The 18,189-nt window shown below is 71.7% G+C and carries 13 protein-coding genes; 5 read left to right on the forward strand and 8 right to left on the reverse strand.

Annotation, left to right across the window (positions count from 1 at the left end; all coding sequences use genetic code 11):
• Positions 1-46: 46 nt before the first annotated feature.
• The 5 genes from ACIRL2_RS01860 to ACIRL2_RS01880 form a co-directional block, all read right to left on the reverse strand.
• Positions 47-2,614, reverse strand: a complete 2,568-nt coding sequence (locus ACIRL2_RS01860) for a TerD family protein (protein WP_402229430.1) — start codon at positions 2,612-2,614, stop codon at positions 47-49.
• Positions 2,615-2,779: 165 nt separating this feature from the next.
• The gene (locus tag ACIRL2_RS01865; RefSeq protein ID WP_402229433.1) at positions 2,780-3,688 is read right to left on the reverse strand and encodes a DUF2510 domain-containing protein; all 909 of its coding nucleotides are present in this window, start codon (positions 3,686-3,688) and stop codon (positions 2,780-2,782) included.
• A gap of 77 nt (positions 3,689-3,765) precedes the next feature.
• Positions 3,766-4,446 (reverse strand): ribonuclease HII, encoded by a 681-nt coding sequence (locus ACIRL2_RS01870; protein WP_395869594.1) that lies wholly within the window; start codon positions 4,444-4,446, stop codon positions 3,766-3,768.
• Positions 4,447-4,767: 321 nt separating this feature from the next.
• On the reverse strand, positions 4,768-6,264 hold the full coding sequence (locus ACIRL2_RS01875) for a hypothetical protein (RefSeq protein ID WP_402229436.1): 1,497 nt from the start codon (positions 6,262-6,264) through the stop codon (positions 4,768-4,770).
• Between the two features lie 210 nt (positions 6,265-6,474).
• Complete coding sequence (locus tag ACIRL2_RS01880) at positions 6,475-6,999, reverse strand: winged helix-turn-helix transcriptional regulator (RefSeq protein WP_395869336.1); 525 nt, start codon at positions 6,997-6,999, stop codon at positions 6,475-6,477.
• A 121-nt stretch (positions 7,000-7,120) separates the two neighbouring features.
• On the opposite strand from ACIRL2_RS01880, the gene ACIRL2_RS01885 reads away from it, so the two are divergent.
• A complete protein-coding gene (locus ACIRL2_RS01885; RefSeq protein ID WP_402229438.1) occupies positions 7,121-8,497 on the forward strand; it encodes an MFS transporter in 1,377 nt (458 codons plus the stop codon).
• Between the two features lie 70 nt (positions 8,498-8,567).
• On the forward strand, positions 8,568-10,184 hold the full coding sequence (locus tag ACIRL2_RS01890) for a hypothetical protein (protein WP_402229440.1): 1,617 nt from the start codon (positions 8,568-8,570) through the stop codon (positions 10,182-10,184).
• Between the two features lie 69 nt (positions 10,185-10,253).
• On the opposite strand, the gene ACIRL2_RS01895 is transcribed toward ACIRL2_RS01890, so the two are convergent.
• A complete protein-coding gene (locus tag ACIRL2_RS01895) occupies positions 10,254-10,847 on the reverse strand; it encodes a TIGR00730 family Rossman fold protein (protein WP_402229443.1) in 594 nt (197 codons plus the stop codon).
• Positions 10,848-11,206: 359 nt separating this feature from the next.
• Between ACIRL2_RS01895 and ACIRL2_RS01900 the strand changes: the two genes are divergently transcribed.
• The 3 genes from ACIRL2_RS01900 to def all read left to right on the forward strand — a co-directional run bounded on the left by ACIRL2_RS01900 (position 11,207) and on the right by def (position 14,268).
• Positions 11,207-11,761: a hypothetical protein gene (locus ACIRL2_RS01900; RefSeq protein WP_395869344.1), complete on the forward strand. Its 555-nt coding sequence runs from the start codon at positions 11,207-11,209 to the stop codon at positions 11,759-11,761.
• 155 nt (positions 11,762-11,916) lie between these two features.
• Entirely contained in the window at positions 11,917-13,536 is a 1,620-nt protein-coding gene (locus tag ACIRL2_RS01905) for a hypothetical protein (protein WP_395869346.1), read from the forward strand.
• 54 nt (positions 13,537-13,590) lie between these two features.
• Positions 13,591-14,268: a peptide deformylase gene (gene def, locus ACIRL2_RS01910; RefSeq protein ID WP_395869348.1), complete on the forward strand. Its 678-nt coding sequence runs from the start codon at positions 13,591-13,593 to the stop codon at positions 14,266-14,268.
• Positions 14,269-14,397: 129 nt separating this feature from the next.
• On the opposite strand, the gene ACIRL2_RS01915 is transcribed toward def, so the two are convergent.
• Together ACIRL2_RS01915 and nrdR are read right to left on the reverse strand one after the other, a co-directional pair.
• Entirely contained in the window at positions 14,398-17,250 is a 2,853-nt protein-coding gene (locus tag ACIRL2_RS01915; RefSeq protein WP_402229447.1) for a vitamin B12-dependent ribonucleotide reductase, read from the reverse strand.
• A 118-nt stretch (positions 17,251-17,368) separates the two neighbouring features.
• Positions 17,369-17,863: a transcriptional regulator NrdR gene (gene nrdR, locus ACIRL2_RS01920; protein ID WP_395869352.1), complete on the reverse strand. Its 495-nt coding sequence runs from the start codon at positions 17,861-17,863 to the stop codon at positions 17,369-17,371.
• Positions 17,864-18,189: the final 326 nt, after the last annotated feature.

Here is an 18,189-nt window from a genome sequence, read left to right on the forward strand (position 1 = left end):
GGGCGTACGACGGCGCATCCTACGATGCCCCGTCAGCTCGGCCGGATCAATCGTCCACCACCACCCCGTGCTCGATCACCAAAGCTGCCAGGCCCTCCGCATAGCCCTGGCCGACCGAGCGCAGGCGCCAGGAGTCGCCGCGCCGATAGACCTCGGCCAGGATCATGACGGTCTCATCGCCTCCGCTCAACCGGAATTCGGCGAGTCGGCGGCAGGTCACAGGGTCGACGATACCGACGGTCACGGGTACCTGGGCGAAGGTGGTGCCACTCGTGGCGTCCAGCGCGAGCGCGACCAGGACTCGACTGCGGCCCGGAGGCAGCGTGGTGACGTCGATCTCGACCGAATCGGAGCCCGGTTCCACGTCGTTGGTGGTCCCGGTCTGCAACTTGCCGGCCAACCGCACGGCGCCGCTGGCGTGCACCGGTTGGTTGAAGAACACCAGGTCGCCGTCGTCACCCACTCGGCGGTCGTCGTCCAACACCAGGGCCACCGTGTCGCCGTCCGCCTGACCGGGCGCCCACCACGCCGCCTCGATCCGCACCGTGCCCGCGAACGGGCCCAGGTCCTCGATCGTGACGGCCTGGCCCCGGGTCAGCGCGCGCGGTGGCGCGTCCGCGGGCCGGGGCGGCACGACGGGCCGCGGCGGAACCGGCTCGGGCGTGGACGCGGGCGTCGACTCGGCGGCGGCCGGCGGCCGGTCCGGGACCGGCGGCACCGTCGGCATCGGCTGTGGCGGCGTCTCCGGGCCCGGCACCGGCGGCGGCGTGGTCGGCTGGGTGTCGTGCGTCGCCGGCACCTCGGGCGGCGGCGGGAGCACGTCCGGGACGGTGGCCTGGAGCACCTCGGCGGCCGAGGCTCCGGGCGCCACCGGCAGATCGGCGGCGGTCGGCGGCGGCGGGATGCTCGGCAGCGTGGCCCCGGTGCCCGGCACCGGAGCGGGCGTGGTGGCGGAGGCGGACCCGGACACCGGCGTGGCCGGCGTGGACTGCGCCTCGGTGACCTCGAACGCCTCGGTCGGCGCGAACGCCTCCGTGGGCGTGAACGCCTCGGTCGGCGCGGCGGCTTCGTCCGCGGTGAAGGCCTCGGTCGGCGCGAATGCCTCGGTCGGCAGCACGTCCGAGACGCCGTCCACGGGCGTGTCGTAGGGCCGGTAGGGACTGGGTACGAAGGATGCGGCGGCCGGCGCCGAGGTGCCCGGCCGGGGCAGCAGGAAGCCACTGGTGGTGCGCGGCGCCCTGGGCACGGCGTGCGCGAGCGAGGCGGCGGCCACCTGGGAGGCCGCGTCTGCCGCGCTGCTGCGCCCACGCTCGAGGTCGGCGAGCAGCGCCAGGAACACCGGCTCGATCAGGACCCGGATGCCGCGCTGGCGCGCCCAGTAGGTCCGGTCCGCGGATTCGTCCGGGTCGGCCACCACGAGCACGTCCACCCGATCGTGGATGCCGGACGCCACGGACAGGTCGGCGCGGGCCATCCGGCGTTCCAACTCGCCCCGGGTGATCGCGAGATAGCCGTGGAAGAGCACCGCCAGACCCGACTCCAGCGGGCGCCCGCGGGCCAGGATGCGCGGCCCGCCGCGACCCTGCTCGACCGTGGATCGGGCCATCCCGACGATCTCGTCCAGCGCGATGCGCGGGATGCCCAACTGCGCGGCGACCCGGGTCAGGTCGGCCCGCTCCTCGCGGTCGACCGGTCCGGCCGCGACCATGGAAGCGGCCAGCGCGGTCACGTACAGCCGGTCCAGGTCCTTGCGCTGTTCCTCGGAAATGCCCAGGGACACCGCGAGTTCGGCCAGGTCGATGGCCTCCTGCGGGGTGATCACCCGGTCCTCCAGGGCCGCGTCGAGCACCGCGAGGTAGCTGTCCGGTCCCTCGCCCACACCGGTCGGCGGACCGTACGCGCGGGCCTTCTCCAGGTACGACACCGCGTCCCGGCGGCGCACCTGCTCGGCCTCCTCGCGCGCCCGACGGGCCATGTGCGCGTCGTCGCGGGTGAACACCCGCGACAAATCGGCGCTGCGGCGCGGCCAGTTCAGCGAGGCCGCCACGGTCCGGGCCTGCTGCCAGTGCCGGGCCTCGCCCGCGCCCTGGCGCAGGTAGTGCTCCAGCAGCCGCGCGGTGCCCATCGCCTTGGCCGCGGCGCCGTGCCCACTGTCCACCGGCACCTCGGCCGCCTCGCAGCACGCGAGCAGCGTGAAGCGCGGCGCCTCGGGCAGGTGGTGCGGCGCCTCGCGCATCGTGCACAGGGTGGTCAGCGGCGGCACGGTGGGCCGGCCCCGGCGTTGGAACTCGCGCTCGACGAAGCCGATGTCGAAGCGCGCGTTGTGCGCGACCACGACCCGTTGCCGGAACAGGTTCACCAACCACGGCGCGACCTCGGCGAACGTCGGGGCGCTGACCACGTCGTCGTCGAACAGGCCGTGCGCCTGGAAGTCGCCGGCCGGACCCTGCGGGTCGAGCAGGGTCGTGAAGAACTCGGTCACGCGTCCGTCGAGATCGCATTGCGCGACCGCGATCTCGATGATGCGATGTCGATGCGGGGACAAACCCGTCGTCTCCACGGCCACCACCGAGTAGCCGGGGCATGCGAGGCGATCACCGATGCGCACAGTCACCCCCCAATGATGATGTGCCCGATGCGGCCTCCTTCAGTCGCATCCCGGCAAGCCCGACCTGCGGCGCGCGCGTCCACGGTACGCGCTCGCGACCGATGCGGGGTACGGCGCGACCGATCGGGCGTACCGTACCGCTGGTGACGTCGCGTCAGATATGACGCAGGGTCAGGACGTACTCTCCGAGGGCTGCGGCGTACCGACCTTGATGCCCTTGAGCACGGTGTCGAGCGTGGCCTTGTCCGGTGCCGAGGCGGAGATCTCCATCTTGAGCAGCACGCACGGGTATTCGCCGTCCGCGTTCTTCGCGTCGATCACCACCGCCTGTGCCCAGGCGGTGTCCGAGTCCAGGCTCAGGTCCTCGGGCTTGCCGCTGACCTTGGCCCGCAGCACGTAGCCCGGGTGACCGTCCACCGTGATCGGTTTGTCCAGTTCCATGGTTTCCACCTTGATTTTGCCCTTGCTTCCGGTCACCTCCTTCTTCAGGTCGGCGATCACTTCGTCCAAGGAGTCGGCCTTGTGGGTCACCAGCTCCAGGCCGGCCCGATAGCACTTGCGCTCGGCCTGCAGCTTCGTCTCGGCTCCGGACCCGCTGCGGGTCGCCGACTTGCTGGGACAGGGGCGCTCCACCGCCTGGTCCGCGGGCGCGTCGTCGGGGTCGGGGGCGACCCAGCCCTTGAACCTGGGCACGGTGAGTCCGGTGGTGGGGTCGGTGACCGTGCCGTCCGTGGCCGCCGACTTACCGCCGGAGCCGCCGTCGTCCCCGCTCAGGACCACGATCAGCGCGGCGATGATGCCGCCCACCACGACCAGCGCCAGCGCGGTCAGGCCGATCGCCTTGCCGCGACCGGGCCGGGCGGCGCCCGGCGGCGGGCCCATCGGCTGGTAGCCGCCGGGGTATCCGCCCTGGGGGTAGCCCGCCTGCATCGCGGCCGGCGGGGCGCCGACCGGCGGCGGCGGGATCTCGCCCTGCGCGCGGGCCCGGGTCGAGGCGGTCCACTGCGCGCCGTCCCACCAGCGCTCGGAACCGGGCGAGGACGGGTCTTCGTACCAGCCGGGAGGAATCGAGGCAGTCACCCGCGTGACGCTACAACCGGCCCGTGCGGCGCACGAGCGCCCCCCGGCAAATGTGACCGTTCGGAAACCGACGCCGATCAGCCCAGGTCGAAGCCGAGTTGGCCGTCGTCGACGAGCTCGACCCGGGGTCGCTTGAGGTGTCGCCACGCGGGCAGGTCGTCCCAGTACGCCCAGGACATCCGGTGGTGCGGCGTGGGGCCGTACTCGGCCAGCGCGGCGCGGTGCACCGGCGCCGGGTAGCCGGCGTTGCCAGCGAAGCCGTACTCGGGGTACCCCTCGCCGATCCCGGCCATCATGCCGTCGCGGTGCACCTTGGCGAGCACCGAGGCGGCCGCGACGCTGACGCACGACTGGTCGCCCTTGATCACACAGCGCACCGACCACGGCGCGCCGAGGAAGTCGTGCTTGCCGTCGAGCACGATCGCGTCCGGACGCACCGGCAGCGCGGTCAGCGCGCGTTCGGCGGCCAGCCGCAGCGCGGCGGTCATCCCGAGCGTGTCGATCTCCTCGGGGTCCGCGGTCCCGAACGCGTACGCGCGCACCCACGGGTCGACCGCGGCGGCGACCTCCTCGCGGCGGCGCACGGTGAGCAGCTTGGAGTCGGTGAGCCCGGCCGGCGGCACGGACAGGTCGGTGATCGCCGCCGCGACCAGCACCGGGCCCGCCCACGCGCCGCGCCCGACCTCGTCCACCCCGGCGATCACCTGCGCGCCCCGGGTGATCAGTTCGCGCTCGACGTCGTAGGTCGGCGGCGCGATGCGACCGGCGGGCTTGCGCGGCCCGACGACCTTCTTGCCGGCAACCTTCTTCGCGGCGACCGTCTTCGCGGCAACCTTCTTTGCGACGACCTTCTTCGCGGCAACCTTCTTGCCTGCGGCCTTCCTCGCCGCGAGCTTCCCGGGTGCCGCTCGCGTCCCCAGTGCCGCCGGCTCGCCGGCGACGATGCGCGCGGCGGCAGCCGTCCCTTCGACGATTTGCCGCGTGGTGGTCGTGTGCGCGGAGCCCGGATCGGCGTCGATCCCGGGTACGTCCGCGTGCTCGGTGCTCGACTCGTTCACCCCACCACCGTAGGTCAACGATCAGCGCCTGCCGACCACCGTCTCCCGCTCGCCGACGGCGATCGACACCGGCGGTCGGGGCTCGTAGTGGGTCGAGACGCCCGCCGCCGCCAAGCGCTCGCGCAGCGCCCTGGCCCCGGCCGACCCGGCGAGCGCGGCCTCGGCCGAGGCAATCGGGTCCAGTTCGGCGCCGAGGTGGTCGGTGACGGTGTCGGTGCCGGTCCAGGTCGGCCGCAGCCGGCCGCGCCCGGACTCGACCCACGCGCGGGCGAGCAGCGCGGCCAGCGCGTCGGCGGCGCCCTCGCCGTGCGCGGCGATCAGTTCGTCCCCCCGGCCCTCGACCAGCAGCCCCAGCACGCCGCCCAGGGTCACCGGGTACTCCACGCCCGCACGCCGCGCGGAGATCCCGAGCGCGGCCGCCCGACGGGCCTGGGCGAAGCCGACCACGTGCTCCAGGTACGCCTCCTCGGCCAGCTTGACCATGCCGTCCAACGCCGCGAACCCGCGCGGGCCCAGGTGCCCGTCGTCGTCGGTGACCAGCAGGTACGGGTGTACGTGCGCGAGCAGGCGAACCGGCTCGACCAGCAGCGTGCCGCCGGCCAGGTCGGTGCCCCCGGGGGTGCCCCGGCCGTCCGACGGCCGCGCGCGCAGCCGTTCGATCCGCGCCGCCGTCGCCGCGTCGGGCGCCGACTCGGCATCGCCGAGGGCGGCCCGGAAGGCCCGGAAGCCGGCGATCGGATCGCCGGGCACACAGCCCGCCTCGATCCCCAAAGTCACCAGGTCGTCCCGGAACCGGCCCCAGTCCGCCCGGACCACCGCGAGTTCGCCCAGCGCGTCCGTCACCGCCGCGGTGCCGTACGCGCGGGCCGCGGCCTGGTCCGCCGCGCGCTCCTCGAAACGCACCACGGGTGCGCACACCCGCTGGTAGAGCGCCGCGTAACCGGCCGCCGCGCGACCTCGGCGACCGCGCCCGTCGAGTGCCTCGGCCAGCCCGACCACCGCGTCCACCCCGTGGCACGCGATCCGGTCCGCGAGCGGCGGACGGCGCCGGCGACCGTGTCCGAGCGCGTGCGCGATCACCACCCGCAGCCGCCGGCCGGTCAGCACGTACGGCAGCGCGGTGCCCAGCACCAGATGACGGTGCAGCCAGGTCCCGGGGCGGCGGACCGCCCGCACCTCGCAACCCGCGCCGCCGGTCAGCACGATCCCGTCCGGCACCGGCACCCGCAGATCGGCGGCCACGTCCCGAACCAGTTCCCACAACACCGGCTGCGCCTCGGCGTCCACCGCGAGCCCGGCCGGAAGCCGGCGCGGACCGGCGAGTTCCACCAGCAGCGCGACCAGCGCGACCGCGCCGAGCGCCCACAACACGGCGGCGCCCGAGGTGAAGAACCGCCCGTGGTCGACGATCGCGCCGACCACGAACGTCACGAACAGGAGCGGCAGCGCGAGCACGACGTACAACACGCCCAGGAGCACCACTCCGGCGAGTGCGCGAAGCCCCGTCCCTGCGCCCATGGATCCCCCTCGAAGCGATGACTCACCCGTTCGAGGACGACCCTAGAGCCTGCCTCTCGGCAACCGCCGGATCCCGTCGCGATCCGGCCGCACCGGCCGGGGTATCCGATCCGGGCACCGGGTCCGGGTCGCCGCGTCGCCGGCGCGAAGCCCCGGTCGCGGGTCCGCCCGAGTCGCCCGAGTGCACGTCGCCGGCCCCGGATCGCCTGCTCAGGGCAGCAGCGGCTCCAGCAGCCGGTGCGGCACCCGCATCGCGCGGGTGACCGCGTCGTCGCGGTGCAGCAGGTCGGCGCCGGGGCCCGGGGCCACCTCGGTCTCGCCCGGGGTGACCATCGCCGCGCAGACCGCGCAGACCCCGTTCGGGTCCACCGTCCCGCCGCAGCCTCGGTGCCGGAAGATTCGGCAGACCACCCCGTTCTGCACGTGCTTCTCGCCCCAGCGGGCCATCGTGCGGATGATCGGCCACAGGTCGACGCCGCGTTCGGTGAGTACGTACTCGTCCCGCGGCGGGGACTCCTGGTAGCGGCGCTTGTCGAGCACCCCCGCGTCGACCAGCGTCTGCAACCGGCCCGAGAGCACCGCCCGCGGGATGTCCAGATGGGCGAGGAAATCGCTGTAGCGCCGGACGCCGTAGAACGCGTCCCGCACGATCAGCAGCGTCCAGCGCTCGCCGACGAGTTCCAGGGTGCGAGCGAGCGCACAGTCCTGCTGCCCGTAGTCCTTGCCCAAAGCCATACGAGCACTTTAACCCCGGGTCGGTTCATTCACCGAACCATCAAGTGCTACGTTCTCCGGGCAGCGTTGGTTCATTCAACGAACCGACTCGGCCAGGAGTCACGATCCGGGGAGCACCGCCATGTCCATCGCCACATCCACCGCACCGCGCACCGCGTACCGGCCATCCGCACCCGTCGCCGGCGGCGGCTCGCCCGGCGCGACCGTCCCGGTGGTGGCCCTGGGCACGCTGCTGCTGCTGGCCACCTACACGATGCCGATCGCGATCGTGCCGGACACCGTGCGCGACCTGCACGCGGGCCCCGGCGGCCCGGCCTGGATCCTCAGCGCGATCGGCCTGGGCCTGTCCGCGGCCCTGCTGATCACCGGCAGCCTCGCCGACGACTTCGGTCGCCGCCGGGTCTTCACCGCGGGCACGCTCGGCCTCGCGCTGGCCTCGGCGCTGACCGCACTGGCCCCCTCACTGCCGCTGTACGTGGTCGGACGCGCCCTCCAAGGCGTCGCGGGCGCGGCGATCATGTCCGCCGGGCTCGGCCTGCTGGCCCACAACCACCACGGCGCCGCGCGCGGCCGGGCGATGGCCGCGTACGGCTCCTCGATCGGCGCGGGCATGGTGGTCGGGCCGCTGATCGGCGCCGGACTGGCACTGGCACACCGCTCCGCGCCCTACTGGTTCACCGTCGTCGCCGCCCTCGCGGTGGCCGCGGTCGCCCGACGGATGCCCGAATCGCGCGCCGAGCACCCGCGCCGGCCGGACGTGTGGGGCACGCTGACCCTGGGTCCGGGTCTGATCGCGCTGACCGCCGCGCTGATCGAGGGCCGGCAGGGTTGGCAACGACCGGTCGTCGACACGCTGATGGTGATCGCCGTGCTCCTGCTCGCGGGCTACGTCGCGACCGCCCTGCGCGGCCGGGCGCCGATGCTGGACCTGCGCATGTTCGCCCGGCCCGCGTTCGCCGTCGCCACCTTCGGCGCGCTGATCACTGGCGTCGCGGTGATCGCCATCGCCGCCTTCCTGGGCACCGTCTTCCAGGGCACCCTGGGCCTGAGCGGCCTGGGCGCCGCGCTCCTGCTCGGCCTGTGGTCGGCCGCCGCCGCGCTCACCTCGTTCGCGTTCGGCCGGGTGCACGTGCTGCCCGACGCCCGACACCGCTTCGCCGCGGGCCTGCTCGTCGCCGTCGTCGGCTTTCTGGGCCTGTACGGCCTCACCCCCGCCGACTCGTGGTCGCGCGCGGTACCGGGCCTGCTGGTCGGCGGCTTCGGCGTGGGCCTGGTCAACACCGCGCTGGCCCGCCTCGCGGTGGAGAGCGTGCCGGCCGACCGGGCGAGCATGGGCTCCGGCGCCAACAGCACCGCGCGCTACATGGGCGCCTCGATCGGCGCGGCGCTGGTGGTCGCCCTGGTCGACGCGGGCGGCATGAACCTGGCGATCCTGGTCGCGGTCGGCCTGGCCGTACTCGGCGCCCTCGTCACCCTCACTCTTCGCCAAAGCGAATAAACCCACAAAAGCACCTATCCCGGACATCCGCCGGCGACGTCGAGCGCCGCGTCTGGAAAACTCGGGTCATGTGACGAGCGATGTGCAGAGCCCAACGACGGAACGACCCGCAGCGCCGGCGGGTCGCCGTCGTTTTCGGGCACTCGGGAACGCGATAGTCGAACGTCCGTACCTGATCACCGCCGGCCTGATCGGCCTGATCATCGTCACCGGCGTGAACGGCCCCGACTGGCCGGCGCAGTACTTCCGGACCTGGCTGATCCGCGACCACGGCACCTACCTGTGGAACAACCAGTGGTACGGCGGCCACCTGCTGCCGGGCTACAGCATCCTCGCGCCGGTGATCGCCTCCAAGATCGGCACCGCGACGCTGACCGCGCTGTCCTGCGTGACGTCCGCGTGGGCTTGGGACAAGCTCCGGGTCGGCGGGAACGAGTTCGCCCGCCAGGTGGGGAGCTGCTGGTTCGCGGTGATGTGCAGCGTCGACTACCTGATCGGCCGCACGCCGTTCGCGCTCGGTGTCGCCGCGGGCATGCTCGCGATACTGGCCGCCCGCCGCCGGCACCCGCTCTGGGCCGGCTTCGCCGCCCTCCTGTGCGGCCTCTCCAGCCCGCTGTCCGGCGCGTTCTTGATGCTGGTCGCGCTCGCCTGGGTGCCCAGGGAGCGGGTCTGGCCGACCCGACTGTGCTTCTCCCCCGCCGCGATCGGCCTGGTCGCCGCGCTCGCGTTCCCCAACGAGGGGATGTTCCCCTTCCCGTGGTGGCGGTTCCTGCCGATCCTGGCGTTCGCCGCGGTCGGCCTGCTGATACTGCCCAAGGAGCAGCAGAGCGCCCGGCGATTCCTGTGGTTGTACGCGGCGACCGCGGTGATCTTCTTCTTCGTGCCGACCTCGCTCGGCGGCAACCTGGCCCGGCTCGGCGAGCTGACCGCGGGGCCCCTGATGGCGGTCGTGCTGCTCTCGGTCGGCCGGCGCCGGCTGGTGGTGCTGCTGGCCCTGCCGCTGCTGGTCTGGCAGTTCCAGTCCGCCGCGCTGGCCATCACGCACGACATCAAGGACTCGCCCGGCGAGAAGCCGCAGTACTACACGGGCATGCTCGAATTCCTGCAGAAGAACAACACCCACCCCGTGGGTCGGGTGGAGATCCCGTTCACCCGCGGGCACTGGGAGTCGGTGTTCGTCGCCGAGAAGATGCCCCTGGCCCGGGGCTGGGAGCGTCAACTGGACCGCAACTACAACGCGGTGCTCTACCAGAAGGACCTCACGCTCCAGGAGTACCGCGACTGGATCGACGACACGGGCGTGCGCTTCGTGGCCCTGCCGGACATCCCGATCGACCCCTCGGCGATTCCCGAGGCGGACCTGATCCGCAACGGCATTCCGTGGCTCAAGCCGGTCTACACGGACGGGCACTGGAAGATCTGGGAGGTGGAGAACGCGACGCCGATCGTGATAGGGCCGGGCGAACTGACCGAGCTGACGCCCAGCCGGTTCTCCTTCGACGCGCACACGGCCGGCACGTTCGTGGTCAAGATCCACCCGACGTTCTGGGTGACCCCCGACCGACCCGAGATCGTGATCAAGTCGACCGCGGACGAGTGGAGCGAGATCACCGTCGATCGGCCGGGCCCGGTCACGGTGTCCGCGCGCGACGCCAAACTCTTCAAGGGCATGGGCGGCAAACCCTGATCGCACCCTGATCCGGGGCCGCACCCGCGGACCGGTCCCGGGGCGGTCCGCGCGGACCGCCCCGCCGGCTCACGGCCTCGGCGGCGCCGCCGGGTCCAGGCCGTCCACCCACTTGGGCGTCGGGGCCCGCCACGCCTTCGCCTGGCCGAGCAGGTCCGCGCTGTCCCGCGCGACCAGCAGGGTCGAGCGCAGCTCCGGCTTGAGGAAGCCGTTCGCGGTCATCGTGTCCAGCGCGTCCAGGAGCGGGCGCCAGAAGTCGCCCACCTCCAGCAGCGCGACCGGTTTGGCGTGGATCGCCAGGTGTTGCCAGGTCCACACCTCGAACAGTTCCTCCAGCGTGCCCGCGCCGCCGGGCAGTGCGACGAAGGCGTCCGCCCGGTCCGCCATCGCCGCCTTGCGCTCGTGCATGGTCTCGGTGATCAGCAGCTCGGTCAGGCTCCGGTGCGCGATCTCGCGCTCCACCAGCGAGCGCGGCATCACCCCGATCACCTCGCCGCCCGCCGCCAGGCACGCGTCCGCGACCGCGCCCATCAGACCCACGTGCCCACCGCCGAAGACGATCCCGACGCCGGCCTCGGCGAGCCCACGACCGAGCTCGACCGCCGCCTCCCGGAACCCGGGCGAGGCACCCGACGCCGATCCCGCGAAAACCGCTACCCGCATGCCAGGCTCCCTGCGTTGCAGACCACCGAAGTGGTGTGTACCGAAATGGTTCGGTACGCAGTCTGCCAACCCGGCCCCGACACGCCGAGCCCGAATCCCGACACGAATCCGAGCCCGAACCTCAAGTCGCGGACGCCGAGCGCCGGCCTCGGACCCGGCGGCGGACCACTCGCGCAAGCGTGTTCCGCGAGGTCTCCGAGTCGGTGCCGAATCGATGGCGAATCGAGTCGATGAATCGCCTCTCTCGCGATATGGCGCCAGTACAGTCCCGGCATAGGCGGGCAAATTCGGCCAACGTCGGTGGTGGTCACGCAACCCGACGTTGACGGGAAGACCCCCCGCCACGGCAGAATGCCCGCGTGCCCGCCACCGAGCGCCCTGCCTCGGACATCCCGTTCGAGCGGCTGTTTCCCGATCTCGACGACCATGGCCGTGAACGCCTGGTCGCCGCCGCTCAAGCGCTCGATCTGCGCCGCTCCCTCGACGATCCCGCGCGCTGGTTCTGGAACGAACCGGACCCGCTGAGTCCCGAGCCCGAGCCCGAGCCGTCCCCGCACATCCTGGGCACCGCGCTGCTGCTGTACGAGGCCGACGGCGACTGGCTGGAACTGGGCCTGGACGTGTGGCAACTGGACGGCCCGTTCGTCAGCGTCACCGCCACCGTCGAGGTCGCGTGCTGGTGCGACACCGATCACAACATGCACGCGGTGCAGCGCGCCGAGTGGCCGGCATCCACCGCGCAGGCGTTCCTGGAGGCGTTCCACACCGCCGCGCTCTCGGTGATCCGCCGGATCGAGGGCCCGCGCGACCCGCGCGACCTGCGCGCCCGTGCGGGGCTGCCCAACCCGCCCGAGCCCCCCGAGGATGACCCGTCCGGCCCCCCGCCGGACCCCTCGTCCGGCCCCGTGGTCTGAGCCGGCGTTTCATCCGAACGAAGGATTTTTTCGCACCGCACCGGTGATTCCACGGTGGACATTGCGCCATGGCACGCCATACATCGGACAATCCGGTGTCCTACCTCAGTGCCCACCTGCACCTCATCGGCCCCGATCTGAAAAACTAGGCCGTCATGACACATGCTCTGGACGGCCGCATACCCCTCGGGGAGCCCACGTCGGATGCGGGCGGCACCGCTCGCCGCACCCGGCGGCGGCACCTGCGCGGGGTCCTGATCGCCGTCGCCGAGCATCCCTACGTGATCACCCTGGCCCTGGTCGGCCTGCTGACCGTGCTGGGCATCAACGGCGCCGACTGGCCCGCGCAGATCTTCCGTGCCTGGCTGGTGCGCGACCACGGCGCCGTGCTGTGGAACAACCAGTGGTACGGCGGACACCTGCTGCCCGGCTACAGCGTGATCACCCCGATCCTGGCCGGCGGGATCGGCACCCGCCTGCTCACCGCGATCTCCTGCGTCGCCGCGGCGTGGGCGTTCTCCCGGCTGCGGCTGGGCCGCGGCGACCTGGCCCGGCGGGTGGGCAGTTGTTGGTTCGCGGTGATAGTCAGCATCGAGTACCTGATCGGGCGGACCCCGTTCGTGCTCGGCGTCGCCGCCGGGCTGATGGCGATCCTGGGTGCCCGCTCCGGGCATCGCGCGTGGGCGGCGGTCGCGGCCGGGTTCTGCGGCCTGGCCAGTCCGCTGGCCGCCGCGTTCCTGCTGATGATCGCGCTCGCCTGGGTACCCGCCGAGCGGGTGTGGGCGACCCGGTTCAGCCTCGCCCCGGCCGTGATCGGCCTGGTGATGTCCCTGATCTTCCCCGGCGGCGGCGACTTCTCCTTCCCGCTGTGGCGGTTCGCCGCGATCCTGGGCTTCGCCGGAGTGGGCCTGGCCCTGGTCCCGCGCACCGAGGTCAGCGCGCGCCGCTTCCTGTGGTTGTACGCGCTGTCCTCCACCGTGCTGTTCATGATCCCCAGCGCGGTCGGCGGCAACGCGGCCCGGCTCGGCGAGTTGTGCGCCGGCCCGCTGATGGCCGTGGTGCTGCTCTCGCTCGGCCGCCGGCGCCTGGTGGTGCTGCTCGCCATCCCGCTGCTGGCCTGGCAGTTCTCCTCGGCCGGCAAGGCGGTGGCGTTCAACAACCAGGACAGCACCGGCAAGAAGGCCGGCTACTACACCGGCATGCTCGACTTCCTGGAGCGCGCCAACCTGCCGGTGGGCCGGATCGAGATCCCGTTCACGCGCGGCCACTGGGAGACGGTCTACGTCGCCGAGCACATGCCGCTCGCCCGCGGCTGGGAGCGCCAGCTCGACCGCGCTCACAACACGGTGCTGTACGGCCCCACCCTGGACGAGGGCCAGTACCACGCGTGGGTGCGCGAGACCGGCGTGCGCTTCATCGCGTTGCCCGACGTGCCGCTGGACCCCTCCGCCAAGCGCGAGGCGGAGATCCTGCGCGCCGGCGCCGACTGGCTGGTGCCGGTGTGGTCCGACCCGCACTGGGTGATCTGGGAGGTGGCCGACCCGGTTCCGCTGCTGGACGGCCCCGGTCAGCTCGTGGACATCTCGCCCAGTGGCTTCACCCTGCTCGCCCAGCAGGCGGGCACCTTCACCGTGCGCATCCACCGCACGAGCTGGTTCGTCGCGGACAAACCCAACACGAGCATCGGCGAGACCGAGGACGGCTGGACCGAGATCACCGTCACCGAGCCCGGCGAGGTCACCATCAAGGCGAAGGCGTCGGCCGTTCTGCCGTGACCGGGCCGGTAGGGTGATTCGGGTTCATGCCCTGGTGGAAAGGTAAGCAAACCGATGGCCGAGCACCACGACCACTCCAGCCACGATCACCACGATCACGAAGAAGGCCGGATCTTTGTGATGGGCCGCCCGGTGGACGCGTACCCCGCCATGGCGCCCGAGGCCGCCCGCGGCAAGGTCCTGCGCGTCACCGTGGTCGGCGAGGACGTCCTGCACCGACCCTGCGCCGAGATCACCGAGTTCGGCACGGAAGAGCTGAACACGCTGATCGACGACATGTTCCTGACCATGTACGTCGCCGACGGCGTGGGCCTGGCCGCGAACCAGGTCGACGTCGGCATCCGGCTGTTCGTGTACGACTGTGTCGACGAGGACGGCCACCGGCACGTCGGCCACCTGATCAACCCGGTCCTGGACGAACTGCCCGCGACCGAGCGGCACCTGGAGGAGGCGGGCGAGGGCTGCCTGTCCGTCCCCGGCCCGCACGAGGACCTGGCCCGCCCCGACCGCGCGATCGCGCGCGGGGTGGACAAGGACGGCAACCCGCTGGTGATCGAGGGCGAGGGCTACTTCGCCCGCTGCCTCCAGCACGAGACCGACCACCTCAACGGCTACCTGTACATCGACCGCCTCTCCAAGCGCGAGCGCAAGAACGTGCTCAAGGAGATGGAGTCGATGCGCGACGAGGTCTTCGCCAAGCGAGACGCCAAGGCCAAGCAGCTCGCCGGCTGACCCACCGCGGCCGACCGGCCCTTCGCGGGCGACCGCGACGGACACCGCACGAGCAACACCGAAAGGGGCGGGGAACCGGTATCACCGGTTCCCCGCCCCTTTCAGGCGTTCACCTCACCGACCTCGAGGTCAGCTGCAGCCGCTGGTCGAGCCGCATCCCTCGCACACGTAGCAGCTGCCGGCCGGGCGCATCTTGATCCCGCAGGAGAAGCACAGCGGGGCGTCCGCGCTGCGGCCCTGGCGGGCCTCCAGCAGTTCGGTCGAGGAGTGCACCGCGGCGGGGACCGGCTTGAGGTCCGGGGCCTTGAGCGCGGCGTCCACCGGCGCGGACTGCGCGAGGGTGCGCATGTCCTCGGCGGCGGCCGGCTCGTCCGGCTCGTAGGAGCCGGTCTCCAGGTGCCGGGTACGCTCCGCGGCGGAGTGGATGCCCAGCGCCGAGCGGGTCTCGAACGGCAGGTGGTCCAGCGCCAGCCGGCGGAAGATGTAGTCGACGATCGACTGCGCCATCCGCACGTCCGGGTCGTCGGTCAGCCCGGCCGGCTCGAAGCGCATGTTGGTGAACTTGGAGACGTAGGTCTCCAGCGGCACGCCGTACTGCAGGCCCACCGAGACCGCGATCGAGAAGGCGTCCATCATGCCCGCCAGGGTCGAGCCCTGCTTGGACATCTTCAGGAAGACCTCGCCGAGGCCGTCGTCCGGGTAGGAGTTGGCGGTCATGTAGCCCTCGGCGCCACCCACCGAGAAGGACGTGGTGATGCCGGGACGACCCTTGGGCAGGCGCTTGCGCACCGGGCGGTACTCGACGACCTTCTCCACCACGGTGGCCGCGGTCGACTTGCCGTCGTCCGCCTTGCCCTTGTTCTCGCCCTTGCCGGCCGAGAGCGGCTGGCCGACCTTGCAGTTGTCGCGGTAGATCGCCAGCGCCTTGATGCCGAGCTTCCAGCCCTGGAAGTAGATCTCCTCGATCTCCTCGACGGTGGCGTCCTCGGACATGTTGACCGTCTTGGAGATCGCGCCGGAGATCCACGGCTGGATCGCCGCCATCATCCGTACGTGACCCATCGGCGAGATGGTGCGCTCACCCATCGCGCAGTCGAACACCTCGTAGTGCTCGAGCTTGAGGCCGGGCGCGTCCACCACGTGGCCGTGCTCGGCGATGTGCTCGATGATCGCCTCGACCTGCTCGGGCTGGTAGCCCAGCCGGCCCAGCGCCCGGGCCACCGTGCCGTTGACGATCTGCATCGAGCCGCCGCCGACCAGCTTCTTGAACTTCACCAGCGCCAGGTCGGGCTCGACACCGGTGGTGTCGCAGTCCATCATCAGGCCGATCGTGCCGGTCGGGGCCAGCACCGAGGCCTGCGCGTTGCGGAAGCCGTTCTTGTCGCCGAGCTTGGCGACGTCCTTCCACGCCTTGGTCGCCAGGTCCCACACGGGGGTGTCCAGGTCGTCCATGCGCTTGCCGGCGTCGTTGGCCTCGGCGTGCAGGCGCATGACGCGCTTGTGCGGCTCGGCGTTGCGGGCGTAGCCGTCGTACGGACCGACGATGCCGGCGAGTTCGGCGGAGCGCTTGTACGCGGTGCCGGTCATCAGCGAGGAGATCGCGCCGGCCAGCGCACGGCCGCCGTCGCTGTCGTACGCGTGCCCGGTCGCCATCAGCAGCGCGCCCAGGTTGGCGTAGCCGATGCCCAACTGGCGGAAGGCGCGGGTGGTCTCGCCGATCTTCTCGGTCGGGAAGTCGGCGAAGCAGATCGAGATGTCCATCGCGGTGATGACCAGCTCGACGACCTTGGCGAACCTGACCGCGTCGAACGTGTCGTCCTCGCGCAGGAACTTCATCAGGTTCAGCGACGCGAGGTTGCAGGACGAGTTGTCCAGGTGCATGTACTCCGAGCACGGGTTGGACGCGGTGATCCGGCCCGACTCGGGGCACGTGTGCCACTTGTTGATCTCGTCGTCGTACTGGATGCCCGGGTCGGCGCAGGCCCACGCCGCCTCGGCCATCTTGCGGAACAGCGCCTTGGCGTCGACCGTCTCCAGCACGTCGCCGGTGAGCCGGGCGCGCAGGCCGAACTCCTTGCCCTGCTCGACCGCGTTCATGAACTCGTCCGAGACGCGGACCGAGTTGTTCGCGTTCTGGTACTGCACCGACGCGATGTCGGCGCCACCGAGGTCCATGTCGAAGCCCGCGTCGCGCAGCGCGCGGATCTTCTCCTCCTCCTTGACCTTGGTGTCGATGAAGTCCTCGATGTCGGGGTGGTCGACGTCGAGCACGACCATCTTGGCCGCGCGGCGGGTCGCGCCGCCCGACTTGATCGTCCCGGCCGAGGCGTCCGCGCCGCGCATGAAGGAGACCGGGCCCGAGGCGTTGCCGCCGGAGGTGAGCAGTTCCTTGCTGGAGCGGATCCGGGAGAGGTTCAGGCCGGCGCCCGAGCCGCCCTTGAAGATCAGGCCCTCTTCCTTGTACCAGTCCAGGATCGAGTCCATCGAGTCGTCGACCGACAGGATGAAGCACGCGCTGACCTGTTGCTTCTGCGCGGTGCCGACGTTGAACCAGACCGGCGAGTTGAAGCTGAAGATCTGGTGCAGGAGGGCGTGCGCCAACTCGTGCTCGAAGATCTCCGCGTCGGCGGGGCCGGCGAAGTAGCCGTTCTCCTCACCGGACTTGCGGTAGGTCTTGACGACCCGGTCGATCAGCTGCTTCAGGCTCCACTCGCGCTGCGGCGTGCCCACCGCACCGCGGAAGTACTTGCTCGTGACGATGTTGACCGCGTTCACCGACCAGGAGTCGGGGAACTCGACGCCGCGCTGCTCGAAGTTGATCGAGCCGTCGCGCCAGTTGGTCATGACGACGTCACGACGCTCCCAGACCACCTCGTCGTACGGGTGGACGCCGGGGGTCGTGTACACGCGCTCGATCCGCAGGCCCTTGCCGGGTCGTGACCGGCCGGAACCGCGTGCTGAGCCGCTCGTCGTCTCTGTCATGCCGTCTCCTCTTTTGAACAACGCCGTGGGCAGGCGGAAACGTCCCGGGGGATGTCCGCCGACCGGTCGGGTGGTCCGTCGTTCGTGTGCTACCGAAATTGATTTCTGGTGATCGCGATCAGTCCGAGGCGGGACTGTCCGCCGCGTCCACGGGCACCGCGGGCTCCGCGCGACCGGCGCGCAGCAGCGCGACCTCGGCCTCGAAGTCCTCCAGGGACTCGAAGGCCCGGTACACGGACGCGAACCGCAGGTAGGCGACCTCGTCGAGCTCCCGCAGCGGGCCCAATATGGTCAGGCCCACGTCGTGGGTGGTCAACTCGGCGCAGCCGGTGGCTCGTACCGCCTCCTCGACCCGCTGGCCGAGCAGGGCCAGCGCGTCGCCGGTGACCGGGCGGCCCTGGCACGCCTTGCGCACCCCGGCGATGACCTTGTCCCGGCTGAAGGGTTCGGTGACGCCGCTGCGCTTGATCACCGTGAGCGAGGCGGTCTCGATCGTGGTGAAGCGCCGTCCGCAGTCGGGGCACGAGCGACGACGCCTGATCGCGGCGCCGTCGTCGGTGGTCCGGCTGTCCACGACGCGGCTGTCCGCTCGCCGACAGAAGGGGCAGTGCATGCGGTTCCCTCTCCCCCTCGTTGAGACGCAGGTCGTCCGTGTTGCTCGTGCGCGCCGCGCGCGGTATGGCGAAGCGTGCCCGGGTTGTTGCCGCGCCCTCGCCCCGGGGTCTCCGCGTGGGGCCCGTCCGGTGCGCTCCGGGAATATGGTATATACGGCAACCACAACTTGTGGGTTCCTTTAGCGACCTCGACCACAAGATGTAGTGGCTACGGTAGACCGCGACCCCGAGCGCTGCAAGCCGACGCGCAGACACTCGGAGAGCCCGTGGTGACCTCTCGTCATCCCCGCAGGTCACCGCCCGACGTCCGGCGAAAATTAACCCG

Origin of the sequence: Embleya sp. NPDC127516 (assembly GCF_044765325.1) — a bacterium.
Taxonomy (GTDB): domain Bacteria; phylum Actinomycetota; class Actinomycetes; order Streptomycetales; family Streptomycetaceae; genus Embleya.